Origin of the sequence: Kribbella pratensis (genome assembly GCF_004366075.1) — a bacterium.
Taxonomy (GTDB): Bacteria; Actinomycetota; Actinomycetes; order Propionibacteriales; family Kribbellaceae; genus Kribbella; species Kribbella pratensis.
Map to the genome: position 1 here is coordinate 105,401 of NZ_SODU01000005.1, position 17,657 is coordinate 123,057.

A 17,657-nucleotide genomic window follows, 5' to 3' on the forward strand; every position below is an offset into this window, starting at 1 on the left:
ACCGTTGAAGGTTGCTGCTTGACGTCTGACACTGAGCAGCATGCCGCCCAGAAGGATTCTCGCAGCACTCGCCGCGCTCCTGCTCGGCGCCGCCACCCTGGTGGCGGTGCCGACGCAGGCGCAGGCCGCGCCGAACTTCAAGGCCCCGTTCCCGTGTGGCCAACGCTGGACCTACAGTCACCACTCCGGTGAGGTCCGCCGCGCACTCGACTTCATCCGCGCCGACGGCGGGACGACGAACGGTACGCCGGTACTCGCGTCCGCCGGTGGTACGGCGTACCGCTTCTCGCAACCGAGCGGCGCCGGAAACTACATCGCCATCGAGCACGGCGGCGGCTGGAAGACGTACTACTTCCACCTGTCCGCCTACTCCGTCGCCAACGGCCAGCAGGTCTCGCAGGGCCAGCAGATCGGTGTCACCGGCAGCACCGGCAACTCCACCGGTCCGCACATCCACTACGAGCAACTGCTCAACGGTGTCGGTCAGAACATCGTGATCAACGGGTCCGGACTGGCCTACCCGGGCTCGTACGGCTCCTACTTCCTCACCAGCGACAACGGCTGCTCCGGCCCGGGCAAGAACTACATGACCTGGGGCTCCGGCGTGAACGTCCGCTCCGACGCGCACCTGAGCTCGCCGGTCGTGACCACGCTGGCCGGACCGACCTCGGTGTGGGTGCTCTGCCAGAAGCAGGGCGACACCGTGAACGCCGAGGGCTACACGAACAACTGGTGGTCGAAGCTGCGTGACCAGAACGGCTTCATCAGCAACATCTACATCGACGATCCGAACGCCCAGCTCCCCGGCGTACCACTCTGCTGATCCCATGGGATCCCCTTGCACCGCAAGGGGATCCCACACGCGTTATGCCGTGTGCAACGTCAGGCCGTAGGCCTGCAGGATCTCGTTGACCGGCTGGAACCACGTCTCGCCGCCGCTGCTGCAGTTGCCCCAGCCACCGGACGTGACGCCCTGCGCCTGGTCACCCGTGATGAACGACCCCCCGGAGTCCCCGCCCTCGGCGCAGACGCTGGTCTTGGTCGCGCCGTAGAACAGCTGGCCGTTGCCGTAGTTCACGGTCTCGTTCTTGGCCAGGATCGAGCCGCAGTGCCAGTGCGTCGTCGAACCGCTCCGGCACACCGACGAGCCGATCGGTGCCTCCCACGACCCGCGGACGAGCTGGTCGCTCACCTGTCCCCAGCCGAGCACGACTGGTACGGTCCACCAGCCATAGCCCGTGGCGACCCAGGCGTAGTCGTTGCCGGGGAACGACCAGCCACGGAACTCACCCTGGTTCGAACCGTCCCAGCCGCGCACGATGCCGCTGCGGCCGCAGTGGCCGGCGGTCACGTACCCGCCGTACACCGAGAAGCCGATCGAGCAGCGGATGTTGCTGACGTAGTACGGGTCACCGCCGACGGTGCCGGCCGCGAAGGTGCGGGGCGCCTGCGCCGCGACCTCCTTGACCGTAACTGCTCCGGCCTTCGCGACCTTGGCGACGAACGCGTCGACGGCCTGGGAACGCTTGCCTGCTTGGACGTTGATCACCACGCTGCCGCTCCGCGGATCGGCAGACCAGCCGCTGACTGCAGCAGGCACCGCTTTGCCGGCCAGCTTGTCGACTGCAGCCTTCTGCTGATCCAACGCCTTTGCCGGCACCGGTACGGCGGCCACTTGCGCACCAGTCGCGCGTACAGCGGCTGCACGCTCAGAGCCAACTACGCCGACGACCAGCTTCTGCGTGGCCGGGTCGTACCAGGCTCCGCCGAACGCGACGCCGGCCGCTTTCTGGGCCGCAGGCAACAGCTTGGCCGCCGAGGTCTCGGCTGCCAGGCGCTGCTGCATCTGCTGCTCGGTCAGCCCGAAGTCACGTTGCATGGCGGCAGACTGGCCGGGCACAGCCAGCGGCTCGGGTGCTGCCAACGCCTGCGCGGGCACAGTCAGGACAGCCGCCGTGAGTACGGCAGCCAGTAGGACCTTCATGGGAACTCTCCTCACCTAGGGGCGGTTCGGTGGATGAGAGCGCTCTCAGGTCGAGAGTGGCCTACGTTGTCAGGCTCGTCAAGGGCTCAGAGTCCGAGGTAGGCGAGAACGGCCAGCACCCGGCGGTGGCCGGAGTCGGTCGGCGGCAGGTCGAGCTTCAGGAACACGTTGCCGACATGCTTGTGCACCGCGCCGTCAGAGATGACCAGCTTCTCCCCGATCGCCGTGTTGCCGAGGCCTTCGGCCATCAGTGCGAGTACTTCGCGTTCACGCGGCGTGAGCCGGTCCAGCGGGCTGCTCCGCTTCACCATGAGCTGGCTGACCACCTCCGGATCCAGCACAGTCCCTCCGGCCGCAACCCGGCGTACTGCTTCCAGGAACTCGTCGACGCGGGACACCCGGTCCTTCAGGAGGTAGCCGACTCCTTCGCTGCCGGCCGCCAGTAACTCGGCGGCGTACACCTCCTCGACGTACTGCGAGAACACCAGCACCGGCAGCCCCGGCCGGACGCGGCGGGCCTCGATCGCGGCGCGCAGGCCCTCGTCGGTGAAGGTCGGTGGCAGTCGTACGTCGACGATCGCGATATCCACGTGGTGCTCGTCGATCGCCTTGGCGAACTCTTCCGCGTCGGTGGCTACGGCGGCGACCTGGAAGCCGGAGTTGTCGAGCAGCAGGCTCAGGCCCTCGGCGAGGATCGGGTTGTCCTCGAGGATGATCACCTGCACGGAAGGATCACCTCGACGGTGGTCGGCCCGCCGATCGGACTGTTCAGCTCCAGGTGACCGTCGATCGCCTGCACGCGATGGAGCATGCCATGCAGACCGCTCCCCCGACCCAGTAGGTCGTACTGCTCACTGACTCGTGCTCCACCGATCCCGTCGTCTGTGACCGCCAGGTAGAGCTCAAGGCCGCGTCGCTCGAGCTGTATGTCGACATGTCCCGCAGCACTGTGTTTGGTGATGTTGGTGAGGGACTCTGCGACTACGAAGTACGCAGCGGCCTCTACTGCCGCGGGGACCTCGCCCAGCTCACCGATGCGGAGCTCAACGGGTAGCGGGCATCGGGCTGCCAGTGCGGAGACCGCTCCGGCCAGACCGCGATCCGCAAGGATCGGTGGGTACATGGTCCGCAGTACGCCGCGTAGCTCGGTCATGGCTTGCTCCGCGCCGTCACGCGCGTCGTCCAGCAGTTTGGCGGCCTTCTCCGGGTCGTTAGCCATCGTCTGCTTGGCGATGCCGATCCGCATCGCCAACGACACCAGCTGCGCCTGGGTACCGTCGTGCAGGTCTCGCTCGATACGGCGCAGTTCAGCGCCGTGTGAGTCGACAGCACCTGCCCTGCTCTTGGTGAGCTCTTCGACGCGTTGCTCGAGTTTGGCTGTCGCCAACTGCTCCTGAGTCGGGGCGAGCGCCGTCAGCACCGTCCTGGCATGGCCCCGAGCCAGAGCAGGGGCAACCCGTCCCAGGAACCACAGACTGGCGCCGATCTGCAGCGGGCCGAGGGTGAGCGCCTCGAACCAGTTGCTGACGCCTACACCCATCAAGCTGAAGTTGCCCGGGTCAAGCTTCCACAGCAGCATGCCCGCGACCCCAGCCGGCGCACCGATCACCGAGACCACCGCGACGAACAGCTCCGGGATCATCACGACCGGCATCAGCAGGCAGCGCAGACTCCGCTTGAACGACGCGTCCCGGAACAGCGTCACCACGTCGCCCGGGCCGCGCGGCAGCGCGGGCGGCAGCTCCTCGGCCTGCGGGAGACCGAGGTACTTCGCCGCGCGATACCGCTCGCTGTTGGCGAGCCGCACCAGCCCTGCGGTGGCGCCCGGGATGAGCCAGCCCCAGATCAGGCTGACCGGAAGCGCGGCCAGCAATGTGACCGACTTGAGGAAGCGGATGACCAGGTAACCAGCGGCCGGACCACCCCGGGACACGATCTTCGTGAGCATGGACCCATCCTGCGGTACACCGGCACCGCAGTCGGTACAGCAGGCTCTACCTTTCGTCTTCTAGCAGTCAGGTACGCCGGGCAGCTTCGCGTTGGGGTCGTCGATGTAGATGTTGGTCATGTAGCCCTTCTGGTCGCGCAGCTTGGCCCACCAGTTGTTGGTGTAGCCGCCGGCGGTCACCGTGTCGCCCTGGACCTGGCACTCGACGAACACCCGGGTCGGGCCGGGCAGCGTGGTCACGACCGACGCGGACAGCTTCGGCGCGGAGCGGACATTCACGCCGCTGCCCCAGGTGGTGAAGTTGTACACCGGCGGGTTCGGGTCGCCGCCGTTCACCAGCTGCATGTAGTAGTCCCAGTTCCAGTTCGGTCCCGGGTCGGTGTGGTCGTTGTTCGGCATCTCGCTGTGGCCCTTGATGTGGGCCCGGTCCTTCGGGATGCCCCGCCGGTCGGCGATGTTGCGGGTCAACGCCGCGGACGAGCGGTACATGGCGTCGGTGAACCAGGACGGCTGGTCGACGTACCCCTCGTGCTCGATGCCGATCGTGTACGGGTTCTCGGTCCGGACGTGCCAGGCGGTGTCCTTCTCGGCCACCATCTGGGTCACCTCACCGTCGCTGGAGCGGACCACGTAGTGCGCGCTGACCTGTGCGGACGGGTTCTTGAACCAGCTGATGGTGCCGGCGTACGAGCCCTGGGTCACGTGGATCACGATCGTGGTGATCGCCGCCGTCCGGCCGACGCGGTAGTTGCTGGTGGTGGCCGGGTTCCAGATCGCGCCCGGATAGTCGACCGCGGCAGTCCCGAGCGGCGCGGCCTTCGCGTACGCGCCGCGGTCCGGCGTGACCGTCTTCGGGTCCGTCGAAACGCCTGCCGTGCGGACGCCGCGGGCGATCACGCGGTAGACCTCGTCGGTGTACAGCCGCGCGGTCGGGGCGTCGGCGGAGTGCGAGTACTTCGCGATCACGCCGTACCACTTGCCGACATCCGATCGATCCGTCAGACCGGCCTGGTCGGCGTAGGAGTCGAGCACGGCGGCGGCGCCGAGGATGTTCGACGTGTCGTCCTTGGACAGCTCGGCGACCGGCATCCCGGTCAGTTTGCTTGCCTCGGACATCGTCTTGTTCACGTTGTTGCCGGCCAGGTGCATCACGCCGTAGCCGTTCGCCTGGCTCGGCGTGCCGTTGTGGCCGTCGAGATGCGTCTCGGCGAAGCCGACACCGACCAGGACTTCCCGCGGTACGTCGTACTTCGCGGACGCCGTCGTGAACGCGGCCGCGAGTTCGGACTCGGAGGGCGGTGGTGCCGCGTTGCTGGGCAGGGCGGTCAGCGCGAGTGCGCCGACGGCCAGGAGTGCGGACAGTTTGGGTACTCGGGACATTGGGGCGGTTCCTTCCCGTGTCTGGTCCGCCGAGGGGCGTCGGCGGTCCCGAGAGCCACGCTAAGGGAAGATCTTCCGTCCAATCCAGTGTTTGAGTGAATTTCTTCCCGTCACCGGGAGAAGACCACGTTTCCACGCAGTGCGATCAGCCGCGGATGCGTCAGTACGGCGGGATTCGCGCGCGGATCCTCGTCGTAGACGACCAGATCGGCCGGATCGCCGGGGCGCAGCTCGCTGGGCGCACCGAGCCAGGCGCGGGCCGCCCACGACCCGGCGGCGAGGGCCTGCTCCCCCGACATGCCGATCTCGGTGAGCGCCTGGACCTCCTGCGCGACGAGTCCGTGTCCGAGGACACCGCCCGCGTCGGTCCCGGCGTACACGGGGACGCCTGCCTCGAACGCGTCCCGCAGCCGGTGCAGGCGGCGCTCGTACAGGTCGCGCATGTGGGCCGAGTAGACCGGGAACTTGGCCGCGGCCTGATCGGCGTACTGCGGGAAGTTCTCGAGCTGGATCATGGTCGGTACGACGGCCACCTGACGCTCGGCCATCTCGCTGAGCAGGCCGGGCTCGATGCCGGTGCCGTGTTCGAGGCAGTCGATGCCCGCGGCCAGCAGATCCGGGAGGGCGTGCTCGCCGAACACGTGCGCGGTCACGCGGGCGCCGAGCTCGTGGGCGCGGGCGATCGCGGCGTTCAGCGCCTCGGCCGGCCAGCACGGGGTCAGATCGCCGGCGTCGCGGTCGATCCAGTCGCCGACGAGCTTCACCCAGCCGTCACCACGGCGGGCCTCCTGCTCGACGTACGCGACCAGCTCGTCGGGCTCGATCTCCCAGCCGTAGTTCCGGATGTACCGCTTCGAGCGGGCGATGTGCCGGCCGGCGCGGATGATCTTCGGCAGGTCCGCGCGCTCGTCGATCCAGCGGGTGTCGACCGGCGAACCGGCGTCGCGGACGAGCAGCGCACCGGCCTCGCGGTCGGCGATCGCCTGCTGCTCCTGGACCTCCTCGTCGACACCGCCGTGCTGGTCGAGGCCGATGTGGCAGTGCGCGTCGACCAGGCCCGGCACGATCCAGCCGCCGGTGTGCACGGTGCTCACATCAGCAGCGGTGGGCCGGTCGACGACCAGCCCACCGCTGAGATGAAGCTCCTGCTGCTCACCGGCCGGCAGAACCGTGCCGACCAGCCTGAGTACGCCGGAACCGGTCATCGGGCCTCCCGGCCTGGACTGAGGAGCGCAGGAAGCGAAGCGACCGGAGCGACGAGGGAAGGCCGGGAGTCACAGCCCGATGACCCGCCGCGCCGGAGGCGTGGCATCAATACCGTCATGGAGCGACCGTATCGGGCGGCGTGTTATCCGTGCGAGCCAGTGCCCGGGGTGCAGGTCGGGGTGGTGGTCTCGTTGCCGGCGCACGGCGATCCGGACGGGGTGCCCGTCGGGGTCGGTGTGGGCGTCGGGGTCGGAGTCGGTGTGGGCGTCGGAGTCGGGGTCGGCGTCGGCGTCCTGGTCGGCGTCTTCGTCGGCGTCCTGGTGGGGGTCTTCGTCGGCGTCGGCGTCCTGGTAGGAATCCTGGTCGGCGTGTCCACCGGCTTCGGCAGCGTCGGCGTCGCCCACGGCGTGGACGGCGGCACCTCGGTCGGCAGCGTCGTCGGGTCCGCGGTCGGGGTCGGCGTCGGCGTCTTGGTGTCGTCCGGTACGTCCGGGACGTCCCGCGGGTCGACCCGGCGGTCGGCGTTGCCGTTCGCCTTGGCGCTCGCGATGTTTCCCTTCGCGTTCGGCACCAGGACCGCGTTCTTGCTGTAGACGCGCATCCACTTCAGCACGGTGGCGACGAAGTCCTTGGAGTGCTGGTAGCGCAGCAGGGCGGCGACCAGGTCGCGCGGGCTGCGCAGGTCGTCGCCCTCGGCGCACAGCACCACGGCGACCGTGGTGACCGCGTCGTACACGTTGTTCGGGTTGCGGTAGCCGTCACCGTTGCCGTCGGCCCCGTACTCGTCCCAGACCTGCGGGATGATCTGCATCGGGCCGACCGCGCGGTCCCAGGTCGAATCCGCGTCGTACTTGCCCTTGTCGGAGTCGGTGATCCGGCCGTTGCCGTGCCGGCCGTTCAGCACCGGGCCGAGGATCCGGCCGCGGGTGGTGCCGGCCACGTCGACGCGGCCGCCGCTCGCGTGGTCGGACTCGACCTTGCCGACACCGGCCAGCAGCGGCCAGGTCAGCCCACAGTTCGGCCGCACGACCGCGAGGTTGGCGGTGGCGCGGCGGTAGGCGGGGAAGACCCCGCGCGGGATGCCGTTCACGGCACCCGGACGCCCGGGACGGACGACCGACCGGCCGTCGGTGGCCCCCTGCACGGGGACGTCGTCGCGAGCAGGTTTGTCCGAACCGAGCCGGCCGTCCACTCCGGGACGTTGCGGCACGATCATCGTCAGTTCGTCGAACTCACCGCTGTTCAGCCCGGCCCCAGGCGATGGGGCGACCGGGTTGCCTGCCGTGAGCGGTCCGGAGGCACCGGCTCCGCCCGAGGCGACGGTCACGATGGCCCCGACCAGGAGCGGGGCCGTACACAATGAAGCGATGATGATTTTGACCCGACGGTTACCACTACGGGTTAGGCGCATAGCCCCTTCAACGAACCATGCGCCAGAAAGTTACATCAAGACGACGCAAAGTTACGCCGTCCAGAATCCCCTCGGAAAACCGGCACCGAGGTAACGACCGCCGCTACGTCACCTTACCCACGGTAGGCAGCCGACAGCCACCCGGCCGAGTTTCAGCCGGCGGAGCAGGCGCGGCAGACCACAGCTAGCGGTTCAGTTGGTCGTCTGCGGAGCGGCGCTCGGGCTACCTGCCGGCTCGCTCGGGTTCGACTCCGGGTCGGTGGAGCTGCACGGGCTCGGGGTCGGCGTAGGCGTCACCGTCGGCGTGGTCGTCGGCGTCCCGGTCGGAGTCGACGTCGGGGTGCAGGTCGGGTCGCTCGGAGTCGGGGTTGGCGTCGTCGGCGTCGTGGTTGGCGTCGTCGGCGTCGTAGTGGGCGTCGTCGGCGTGGTGGTCGGGGTGTTCTGCGTCTTGGTCGGCGTAGGGGTCGGCGTCCTGGTCGACGTCGGCGACGGGGTGGGCTTCGACGTGGTCACGCTCGCGGTCGGACGAGGCGTCGTCGGCCGCGTGGTCGCCGGCACGCTGGTGGGCACCGTGGTGGGCACAGTGGTCGGCACGGTGGTCGGGGCCGTCGTGGGCGCGGACGTCGGAGCAGTGGTCGACGGCGAGGTCGTCGTACGGGTCGAGTCCCGCTCGTCGTTGTTGCCGTCGTCGTCCGGGGTGTCGATGGTCCCCGGCTCGTCCGGGATCGTCACGGTGTCCTTGCTGTAGGTCTGCATCCACCGCAGGACGGTCGACACGTAGTCCATCGAGTGGTTGTAACGCAGCACCGCCTGGACCAGGCCCTGCGGGTCGGACAGGTTCGCCCCGCCGGAGCAGAGGTACTCCCCCGCCGCCCGCGACGCATCGAACACGTTGTGCGGGTCCTTGACGCCGTCACCGTTGCCGTCGGCACCGAACGCGTTCCAGGTCCCCGGGATGAACTGCATCGGCCCGACGGCACGGTCCCACGTCGGGTTCCCGTCGTACACGCCCTGGTCGGTGTCGGCGATCGCTGCCATCCCGGGGCCGCCGTCGAGGACCGGCCCGAGGATCTTGCCGCGGGTGTTGCCGTTCGCGTCCACCTTGCCGCCGCTCGCGTGCCCGGACTCGACCTTGCCGATCCCGGCCAGCAGCGGCCACGTGATGTGACAGCCCGGCATCGACATCGCGAGGTCGCGCGCCGCCTTCTGGTACGCCGCCAGCACGGTGCCCGGGATCCCCGAAGCGTCCCCGAACACGCCGGGGATCGGCTTCCCGGTACCGTCCGTCGTCCCCGTGATCGGGACCTGGACCGTGGACTTCTCCTGGGTCGGCAGACTGCCGTCGACACCCGGCTGGTTCGGCACGTCCTGGGCCAGCTCGTCGAACACCGCGTCCTGCCGCGGGGCGGCCAACGCGTGCGCGTCGACGACGAACGTGTTCGAGGTGACTCCGCCGACCACGAACACGGCGATCATGGCGGTGGGCGGAGCCAGGCAGACCCAGGTGGCGGTCAGCTTTCCCCGCCACGTGTCCAGGTTCTTGAACTGCTGCCTCATCCGAACCGTCCTCGACGCGTTCCGCAGTGGTGTGTCTCTCGGGCGTAGGGATGATCTTAGCCGCCCGAAGGTCGGCCACAACCGGAGCCGGTGCGCCGTGATCGAGTACCGAACACGCAAGTTCAGGTATTCGTCCCCGGGCGTTCACTCCCCCACGCCTCTCCACAGTAGACCGCGGGCAGCACCGGGCGCGCCGGGTGAACGGATGACAAAGTTCGCCATCCGTTCGGCCGACGCGGGTCTGCCCTTTCGGGAAGGGCTCAGTTGCCGCCGAGCATCTTCTTCAGGTCGTCCGGCAGCTCGAAGTCGCCGCCGTCCTGCCCGCCGAACGCAGCCGGCAGCTGACCCGGCTGCGGAGCCTGCGGCTGCTGGTTGCCCTGGTTGGCCCGCTTGGCAGGGTTGCCGGAGCCGCGCTTCTTGCCCTTCTTCTGCTGCTGCTTGGCCTTCCGGCCGCCGGAGCCCATCCCCGGCATGCCCGGCATCCCGGGCATTCCCGGCATCCCCTTGCCGGAGGCCATCGCGGACATCATCTTGCGGGCCTCGAAGAACCGCTCGACCAGGCCGCTGACGGTCGCCACCTCGGTCCCGGAACCCTTCGCGATCCGGGCCCGGCGGGAGCCGTTGATGATGGTCGGGTCGTTCCGCTCGGCCGGCGTCATCGAGTGGATGACCGCCTCGATCCGGTCGATCTCGCGCTCGTCGAAGTTCTCCAGCTGGTCCTTGAACTGGTTCGCGCCCGGCAGCATGCCGAAGATCTTGGTCAGCGGGCCCATCTTGCGGACCGACTGCATCTGGGCGAGGAAGTCGTCCAGCGTGAAGTCCTTGCCGCCCTTCTTCTGCAGCTTGGCCGCGGTCTTGGCGGCCTCCTCCGCGTCGAAGGAGCGCTCGGCCTGCTCGATCAGGCTCAGCACGTCGCCCATGCCGAGGATGCGCGACGCCATCCGGTCGGGGTGGAAGACGTCGAAGTCCTCGAGCTTCTCGCCGTTGCTGGCGAACATCACCTGGCGGCCGGTGACCTGCGCGATCGACAGCGCGGCACCACCCCGGGCGTCACCGTCGAGCTTCGACAGCACGACACCGTCGAACCCGACGCCGTCCAGGAAGGCCTGCGCGGTGACGACCGCGTCCTGACCGATCATCGCGTCGACGACGAACAGGATCTCGTCCGGGCTGACCGCGTCGCGGATGTCCGCGGCCTGCTTCATCAGCTCCTCGTCGACACCCAACCGGCCGGCGGTGTCGACGATGACCACGCTGTGCTGCTTGGAGCGCGCCTCGTCCATCGCCTTGCGGGCCACCTCGACCGGGTCGCCGACGCCGTTGCCGGGCTCGGGCGCGAACACCGGTACGCCGGCGCGCTCGCCGACCACCTGCAGCTGGGTCACCGCGTTCGGCCGCTGGAGGTCGGCGGCGACCAGCATCGGGGTCTGGTGCTTGGTCTCCTTCAGCCACTTGGCGAGCTTTCCGGCCAGGGTGGTCTTACCGGCACCCTGCAGACCGGCGAGCATGATCACCGTCGGCGGCCGCTTCGCCATCCGCAGCTCGCGGGTCTCGCCGCCGAGGATGTTGACCAGTTCCTCGTTGACGATCTTGATGACCTGCTGCGCCGGGTTCAGCCCGCCACGGACCTCTGCCCCGGAGGCGCGTTCCTTCACCGCCGCGATGAACTCCCGCACGACGGGCAGCGCGACATCGGCCTCCAGCAACGCGACCCGGATCTCCCGGGCGGTCGCGTCGATGTCGGCGTCGGTCAGCTTGCCCTTGCCCCGCAGGTTCTTGAACGCGGTGGAGAGCCGATCGGAAAGCGTGTCGAACACGAGAAACAGTCCGTTTCCTCGAAGCGATGAACTCCCCGAGTCTACCGGCCCCCCAACCTGTGGATAACTCCACCGGCACAGTCCTCTTTCTCGGCCTCCGCGGCCGACGGCGTACGGCAGCGGGCTGCGGAGCAGACGCCCGTACGAAGCAGCAAACAGTCGGAGGTGACGCCCGCACGGGACGGGAGGCAGGCGGGGGTGGCGGCTGGTTGACAGGTGGGGATCAAGGATCGAGGATCTAACCAATTCAATGGCATTTACAGGTTAGGAGACTCGGGTGCGGGTTGTGGTGGACGGGCCTTCTAACTTGGGGTTGCGGGCGCCGAAGGCGGGGGTGGTGCCGGGGTGTTACAAGTTGGCGGGGGCGGTGCGGGACCGGGGGTTCCTGGGGCGGATCGGGGCGGAGGACGGTGGGTGTGTGACGCCGCCGCGGTACGACGTGCACGACTGGAAACCCGGAGACGGCGTGTTCAACGCGGCGGGCATGGTGTCGTACACGGTGCAGCTCGCGGATCGGGTCGCCGGGTTCGTCGAGCAGGGGAAGTTCGTGGTGTTGCTGGGCGGTGAGTGCAGCAACCTGCTCGGGCCGGCGTTGGCGTTGAAGCGGCTCGGGCGGTACGGCGTGGTGTACCTCGACGGGCATTCGGACTTCCGGACCGTCGACAACTCTCCGTACGTCGGAGCAGCGGGCGGTGAGGCGCTGGCGTTGATCACCGGCCGGGGCCAGGCGGACCTGACGGATCTCGAAGGACTGGGGCCGTACACGCGGGACACCGATGCGGTGCTGCTCGGGATCCGGGCGGACGACGAGTACGCCGGCGATGTCGAGAAGGCCGGGATTCCGGTCTGGCCGGCGTCGAAGATCGCCGACGACCCGACCACAGCCGCCCAAGGAACGCTCAAGCACCTGGCCGACCTCGACGGGTTCTGGGTGCATCTGGACGCGGACATCCTCGACGCGGCGATCATGCCGGCCGTCGACAGCCCGGACCCGGGCGGCATCGACCACGACCAACTGCGGGCACTCCTCCGTCCACTGCTCGCGTCCCCGCAGTGCGTCGGGGTCGACATCGGCATCTTCGACCCCGACCTCGACCCCGACGGCACTTACGCCACCGAACTCACCGACACCCTCGTCGCTGCTCTCAGCTGAACGGGGATGTAGACGTCGCCCTCGGCGAGCTCATTTCTCGCCCGATCCCCACACCAGGCCCTGTCCGTGTGGTTCGGCACGGCCGAGGACCCGGCGCTGTCCGCCTGGCCAGGTCTGCAGGTCGACGCGGTACTCCCAGCCGGTCGCGCCGCGACCATGGGCGATCACCTGGTGCGGCTCGAGCCGCAGATGGGCTAGTGGCGTCGACGCGGTGGCCGATGCGCCGAGCTCGTCCAGTCGCGCCTCGATCGCAGCTCGGTCGGGGCGGCGCAGGTACTGCCACATGATCGAGTGCCACACGACAGTCACGTGCTCCGACGACAGCTCCAGCCCGCGCAGGAACGAGACCGCGTCCTCCCGTCGTACGTCGGCCGGCACCTCTCGCGCGACCTTCAGGGCACCACGGAGTCGCTCGAGGCGATCAGCCATGTCCGGCCACACGTACGACGTGAGTGTGAGCGCACCGTCGGCCGTCAGCGGGTTCAGCGGGGCGATGTCGCATCCCACTCGCTCAGCGATCCGCAAGTCCACTGACGGCACCTGTCCGGACCAGGCCGAGTCAAACACCACCGGACTGTCAGCAGGCCCGTACGACGCCTCGTCCGTCACATACCGGTACCGATCGGCCCGCAGGTTCAGACCGCCGCTCGCACCGATCTCGAACAGCCGCACCGGCAGCGGCACCGCCTCGACCAACTGCAGCAGGCCGCCGTACAGCGCGGCGGACCGTCCCACCTCGTTCGTCTGCGGCGGCTGTGCCAGTAGCGACCGCACCTCTCCCATCCGCGACTGCAGTACCTGCTCGAACGCCTCCCAGCCGAGCACTGGGTCCCACGTCCCGCCGACACTCGGGTAGAACTCCGCCAGCTCAGGAGCCGTACCGGACAGCACCATGCCGTGCACAGCTGCCAGCAAGCGCAAACCGATCGCCTCACCGAACGAACGACCCTCATACCCGGCCAGTACTTCGACCGACACCCCGCCGACCTCGTAGTCGTCCACGAGCAGCCGGAGCAGCTCGGCGTACATCGGGGACCCAAGGTCCTCGCAGGCGGTCGCTTGTCGCTGGAGAGCCTCTACAAGATCCACGTGCCGAGACTAGAAGGTCAGTCGATCCAGAACTGACTTTGCGGTCGTCCGCGCGTCCTCGGATTCGAGTGGCGCGCCATGGCTGTCGGTGAGGTAGAAGACGTCCACACACTCCGCGCCGAGGGTGCTGACGTGTGCGGAGCGGATGTCCGCACCAGTGGAGGCGATCGCCGCTGTGACGTCGTACAGCAGGCCCGGACGGTCGTGGGCGCGCACCTGCAGCACCGTGGCTGTCTCTGACGCTTCCGGCAACAGGTCCACGCGACTCGCGACACGAGCGCGCGACGAGTCCCGTGCGGCCAATCGCCGTACGACGTCGGTCGAGTCACGCAGCGCCACCGCCAGCCGGTCCCTCAGACGCACCGGATCGGGAGGTGATCCGGCGACGGTCCACTGCGAGATGCCCAGCCCATCAACGGACGTTATGACCGCAGACCGGACCGCCAGCCGCTCCACCGCGAGTACGGCGGCAACGGTCGACAGCGTGCCTACTTGGTCGGGTACGGCGACGTTCACTCGCAGGTCGCCGTGATGGTCGGACACCGTGACGCCGAGCCGCCCCACACCAACCACCTGGTGCAGCACGGGCACCGCAACGGGCGGTGCCTCGGTCCACATCCCCTCGCCACCACCAGCCAGCTCACCACGCACGCGCCGGCAGAGCTCACCAACCAGGCGCATCCGCCAGGGCGACGACGCGGCCGGACCGGCTGCCCGTGCGTCGGCGTAGGTCAGGGCCTCCAGCAGGTCCAGCGTCTCGGTGCTGCGCACGATGCCGACGACCATGTCCACGGTCATCGGGTCTTCCAGGTCTCGCCGGGTGGCGACCTGCGCGAGCATGAGGTGCTGACGAACCAGCAGCGTGATGGTGTCTGCGTCGGCCTCGCTGAAGCCGATGCGACGGGCCACCCGAGCCGCGATGCCCGCACCGGTGACGCTGTGGTCGCCGTCGAGCGCCTTTCCCAGGTCGTGCACCAGAGCAGCCACCAGCAACAGGTCCGGTCGCCGTACGTCGCGCACCATCGCCGACGCCTCGACACAGGTCTCCAGCAGGTGCCGGTCGACGGTGAACCGGTGGATCGCCGACTGCGGCGGCCGGAACCGTACGGCGTCCCACTCGGGCAGGATCCGGGAGATGTACCCGGCCTGATCCAACGCCTCCCACACTTCAAGCAAACCGTTGCCCGCGCCGAGCAGGGCGCACAGCAACCGCCGCGCCTCCCCCGGCCACGGCTCGGGCAGGTCCGCAGCTGACGCCGCCAGCCGCGCACAGACAGCAGGCGACAACACGAGCTCGCGGTCCGCAGCAACTGCAGCAGCGCGCAGTCCGAGCACCGGGTCCCGCTCCGGACGCGCGTCCGGCATCAACACGACCTCGCCCTCGTGCTGGGCCACACCCTCGTCCAGTGCGAGCAGCAACGGCCCACCGCTCCGCTGACGACGCCGGGACCGCGGCGGCTTGGTCATCAAGCTCTCGACGCGCCGCCAGGACACGTCACACACGTGTGCCAGCGTCCGGCCCGTCGCGTACACATGCCGCAGCAGCTCGTCCCGCCCCGACATCCCGAGCCCAGCCGCCACTTCACCGGCCAGGTCGGCAACAAGCCGGTCCGTCGCGCGACCGGCAACCTCGTGCAGTACGTCGCGGACCTCGAGCAGGTCGCGCCGCGCACGCTCCAGCACGGGGTGCGGTACGTCGACCAACCACGACGCCACCAACGCACGCAGTACGACGGCATCGCGCAGACCGCCGTACGCCTCCTTCAGGTCGGGCTCCGCGAGGTGTGCGAGCTCTCCGACCGTGGACGCCCGGTCACGGCACGCCTGAGCCAGCCCGGGCAGCCTGGACTTCGCAGTACGTCGCCAGTCCGCCATCAGCACCGAACGCAGCTGGAGCGTCAGGTGCGTGTCCCCCGCGACATGTCGTGCGTCGAGCAGTCCCAGGGCCACGCGGTCATCAGCCGCCGCGGCCTCCCGTGCCTCGGCCAGTGTGCGGACGCTGTGGTCCAGCTTGGTCCTCGAGTCCCACAGCGGGTACCAGATCTGCGCGGCCAGCTCGTCGAGCCGCGGGTACCCCTCGGCGTGCACGAGCATCACGTCGAGGTCGCTGTACGGCGACAGCTCCTCACGCCCGTAGCCGCCCACCGCAACCAGGGCGACGCCCTCGGTAGGTACACCGAGGGCGTCGCATGCCTTTGCGAGCAGCAGCTGCAGCAGCGCGTCGGCCTCTTCGGCACGCCCGCGCCGCTGCTCTGCTCGATCGGTCATCTAGAGTGCGTCTCCATCCAGTTCGCCGGTGCGGACCCGGACGATCGACTCCACCGGGGTGACCCAGACCTTGCCGTCGCCGATCTTGCCGGTCTGCGCGGCCTTCACGATCACATCGACCACGTCGGTGCTGTCACCGTCCTCGACGACCACCTCGAGCCGCACCTTCGGCACCAGGTCCACCTCGTACTCCGCGCCACGATAGACCTCGGTGTGGCCCTTCTGCCGGCCGTAGCCGCTCGCCTCGGTGACCGTCATGCCGGTGACGCCGAACGTCTCCAGCGCGGCCCGGACGTCCTCCAGCTTGTGCGGCTTGACCACCGCGGTGATCAGCTTCATGCCTTGACACCTTCCTTCTCCGAGGCCTCAGTGGTTCCATTCTCGGTCTCGGCGGGGGCCGGTGCCGGGCGGGCCGTCCCCAGCGCGCCGCGCAGACCGCCGGCGCTGAGGTAGTCGTACGCCGTCTCCGCGTGCTCGGTCTGGTCGACACCGGTGACCTCGTCGTCCTCCTTGAGCCGGAAGCCGATCGTCTTGTCGATCACCTTGCCGAGGATGAACGCGACCGCGAAGGAGTAGACACCGACCGCCAGGTTGGCCACCGCCTGCTTACCGAGCTGGGACGCTCCACCGCCGTAGAAGAGGCCGTCGACCGCGGACGGCGCCGCCGCCGAGCCGAGCAGACCGATCGCCAGCGAGCCGAACAGACCGCCGACCAGGTGGACGCCGACCACGTCGAGCGAGTCGTCGAAGCCGAGCTTGTACTTCAGCGACACCGCGAAGGCGCAGATGGCACCGGCGAACAGGCCGAGGATGATCGCACCGACCGGGGTGACAGCCCCACAGGACGGGGTGATCGCGACCAGACCGGCGACCGCACCGGACGCCAGACCCAGCGTGGTGGCCTTGCCGTGCGTCAGCCGCTCGACGATCAGCCAGCCGATCACCGCGGCAGCGGTGGCGACCTGGGTGTTCACGAAGGTGACGGCCGCGGTGGTTCCGGCGCTCAGCGCGGAGCCGGCGTTGAACCCGAACCAGCCGAACCACAGCAGGCCGGCGCCGAGCAGCACGAGCGGCAGGCTGTGCGGCCGCATCGGGTCCTTCTTCCAGCCGATCCGCTTGCCGAGCACGATCGCCAGCGCGAGCGCGGCAGCACCGGCGTTCACGTGCACCGCCGTACCGCCGGCGAAGTCGACCGCCTTCAGCTTGTCGCCGATCCAGCCGCCGTTGCCGTCGTCGAGGAACCAGACCGAGTGCGCGACCGGGAAGTACACGAGCAGCGTCCAGCCGACGACGAACGCGATCCAGCCGCGGAACGTGGCCCGGTCGGCGATCGCGCCCGAGATCAGCGCGGGGGTGATGATCGCGAACATCAACTGGAAGGCGACGAAAGCGAGCGTGGGCGTCGTCCCGCTCACCGCCTCGGGTGCGAGCAGGCCCTTCAGCCCGACTTCGGAGAAGTCTCCGATCACGTGCCCGGTGTCACCGGCGAATGTCAGCGAGTAGCCGACCACCACCCAGAGGATGGTGACGACGGCGATGGTGACGAAACTCATCATCATCATGTTCAGCACGCTCTTCACGCGCACCATGCCGCCGTAGAAGAAAGCCAGGCCCGGGGTCATCAGCATCACCAGGGCGGCACTTGCCAAGACCCAGGCGGTATCGCCGGCGTTGATCTCCATCAACGTCATCCCTTCCATCGAACTGGGGGTGGCCGGCGTCCTCAGTCGGGAGGTCTCCACAACGCCGGGGAGCCCGCCGCTCGGCCACAACGCACACGGTGTCGGCGTGCCGTTTCAGCCGATCGGTCCATTTGTTTCAGGCATGTGACAAAGCGGGCTCCC

At 68.9% G+C, this 17,657-nt stretch carries 14 protein-coding genes; 2 read left to right on the forward strand and 12 right to left on the reverse strand.

Annotated elements, in window-relative coordinates; genetic code table 11:
* The first annotated feature begins 40 nt into the window (after positions 1–40).
* The gene (locus tag EV137_RS37190; RefSeq protein ID WP_134132862.1) at positions 41–823 is read left to right on the forward strand and encodes a peptidoglycan DD-metalloendopeptidase family protein; all 783 of its coding nucleotides are present in this window, start codon (positions 41–43) and stop codon (positions 821–823) included.
* Between the two features lie 42 nt (positions 824–865).
* On the opposite strand, the gene EV137_RS37195 is transcribed toward EV137_RS37190, so the two are convergent.
* The 8 genes from EV137_RS37195 to ffh all read right to left on the reverse strand — a co-directional run bounded on the left by EV137_RS37195 (position 866) and on the right by ffh (position 11,303).
* Positions 866–1,984, reverse strand: coding sequence for an alpha-lytic protease prodomain-containing protein (locus EV137_RS37195; RefSeq protein WP_134132864.1), 1,119 nt, complete (start codon positions 1,982–1,984; stop codon positions 866–868).
* Between the two features lie 86 nt (positions 1,985–2,070).
* Positions 2,071–2,709: a response regulator gene (locus tag EV137_RS37200; protein ID WP_134011255.1), complete on the reverse strand. Its 639-nt coding sequence runs from the start codon at positions 2,707–2,709 to the stop codon at positions 2,071–2,073.
* The gene (locus EV137_RS37205; RefSeq protein ID WP_134132865.1) at positions 2,700–3,932 is read right to left on the reverse strand and encodes a sensor histidine kinase; all 1,233 of its coding nucleotides are present in this window, start codon (positions 3,930–3,932) and stop codon (positions 2,700–2,702) included. Before EV137_RS37205 ends, EV137_RS37200 begins: the two co-directional genes overlap by 10 nt.
* Before the next feature lie 60 nt (positions 3,933–3,992).
* Positions 3,993–5,312: an N-acetylmuramoyl-L-alanine amidase gene (locus EV137_RS37210; RefSeq protein ID WP_134132867.1), complete on the reverse strand. Its 1,320-nt coding sequence runs from the start codon at positions 5,310–5,312 to the stop codon at positions 3,993–3,995.
* 110 nt (positions 5,313–5,422) lie between these two features.
* Positions 5,423–6,517: an amidohydrolase family protein gene (locus EV137_RS37215; protein WP_134132868.1), complete on the reverse strand. Its 1,095-nt coding sequence runs from the start codon at positions 6,515–6,517 to the stop codon at positions 5,423–5,425.
* 143 nt (positions 6,518–6,660) lie between these two features.
* Entirely contained in the window at positions 6,661–7,845 is a 1,185-nt protein-coding gene (locus tag EV137_RS37220) for a lytic transglycosylase domain-containing protein (protein WP_238175820.1), read from the reverse strand.
* Positions 7,846–8,121: 276 nt separating this feature from the next.
* Positions 8,122–9,486, reverse strand: coding sequence for a lytic transglycosylase domain-containing protein (locus EV137_RS37225; RefSeq protein WP_134132870.1), 1,365 nt, complete (start codon positions 9,484–9,486; stop codon positions 8,122–8,124).
* A 260-nt stretch (positions 9,487–9,746) separates the two neighbouring features.
* Complete coding sequence (ffh, locus tag EV137_RS37230; protein ID WP_134011243.1) at positions 9,747–11,303, reverse strand: signal recognition particle protein; 1,557 nt, start codon at positions 11,301–11,303, stop codon at positions 9,747–9,749.
* 277 nt (positions 11,304–11,580) lie between these two features.
* On the opposite strand from ffh, the gene EV137_RS37235 reads away from it, so the two are divergent.
* Positions 11,581–12,456, forward strand: a complete 876-nt coding sequence (locus EV137_RS37235) for an arginase family protein (protein WP_238175821.1) — start codon at positions 11,581–11,583, stop codon at positions 12,454–12,456.
* Positions 12,457–12,486: 30 nt separating this feature from the next.
* Here EV137_RS37235 and EV137_RS37240 read toward each other — a convergent pair whose 3' ends face one another.
* The 4 genes from EV137_RS37240 to EV137_RS37255 are packed head-to-tail and all read right to left on the reverse strand — an operon-like array spanning position 12,487 to position 17,504.
* A complete protein-coding gene (locus EV137_RS37240) occupies positions 12,487–13,545 on the reverse strand; it encodes a DUF2332 domain-containing protein (protein WP_134132871.1) in 1,059 nt (352 codons plus the stop codon).
* Positions 13,546–13,554: 9 nt separating this feature from the next.
* Positions 13,555–15,813, reverse strand: a complete 2,259-nt coding sequence (locus EV137_RS37245; protein ID WP_134011239.1) for a [protein-PII] uridylyltransferase — start codon at positions 15,811–15,813, stop codon at positions 13,555–13,557.
* Positions 15,814–16,152, reverse strand: coding sequence for a P-II family nitrogen regulator (locus EV137_RS37250; RefSeq protein WP_133788719.1), 339 nt, complete (start codon positions 16,150–16,152; stop codon positions 15,814–15,816).
* Positions 16,149–17,504, reverse strand: a complete 1,356-nt coding sequence (locus EV137_RS37255) for an ammonium transporter (RefSeq protein ID WP_238175823.1) — start codon at positions 17,502–17,504, stop codon at positions 16,149–16,151. Before EV137_RS37255 ends, EV137_RS37250 begins: the two co-directional genes overlap by 4 nt.
* Positions 17,505–17,657 lie beyond the last annotated feature (153 nt).

Excerpts from the sequence above, each read along its gene's own strand:
- EV137_RS37190 (WP_134132862.1), top strand. The coding sequence starts at position 41 with ATGCCGCCCAGAAGGATTCTCGCAGCACTCGCCGCGCTCCTGCTCGGC.
- EV137_RS37195 (WP_134132864.1), bottom strand. The coding sequence starts at position 1,984 with ATGAAGGTCCTACTGGCTGCCGTACTCACGGCGGCTGTCCTGACTGTG.
- EV137_RS37205 (WP_134132865.1), bottom strand. The coding sequence starts at position 3,932 with ATGCTCACGAAGATCGTGTCCCGGGGTGGTCCGGCCGCTGGTTACCTG.
- EV137_RS37210 (WP_134132867.1), bottom strand. The coding sequence starts at position 5,312 with ATGTCCCGAGTACCCAAACTGTCCGCACTCCTGGCCGTCGGCGCACTC.
- EV137_RS37215 (WP_134132868.1), bottom strand. The coding sequence starts at position 6,517 with ATGACCGGTTCCGGCGTACTCAGGCTGGTCGGCACGGTTCTGCCGGCC.
- EV137_RS37225 (WP_134132870.1), bottom strand. The coding sequence starts at position 9,486 with ATGAGGCAGCAGTTCAAGAACCTGGACACGTGGCGGGGAAAGCTGACC.
- EV137_RS37245 (WP_134011239.1), bottom strand. The coding sequence starts at position 15,813 with ATGACCGATCGAGCAGAGCAGCGGCGCGGGCGTGCCGAAGAGGCCGAC.
- EV137_RS37250 (WP_133788719.1), bottom strand. The coding sequence starts at position 16,152 with ATGAAGCTGATCACCGCGGTGGTCAAGCCGCACAAGCTGGAGGACGTC.
- EV137_RS37255 (WP_238175823.1), bottom strand. The coding sequence starts at position 17,504 with ATGACGTTGATGGAGATCAACGCCGGCGATACCGCCTGGGTCTTGGCA.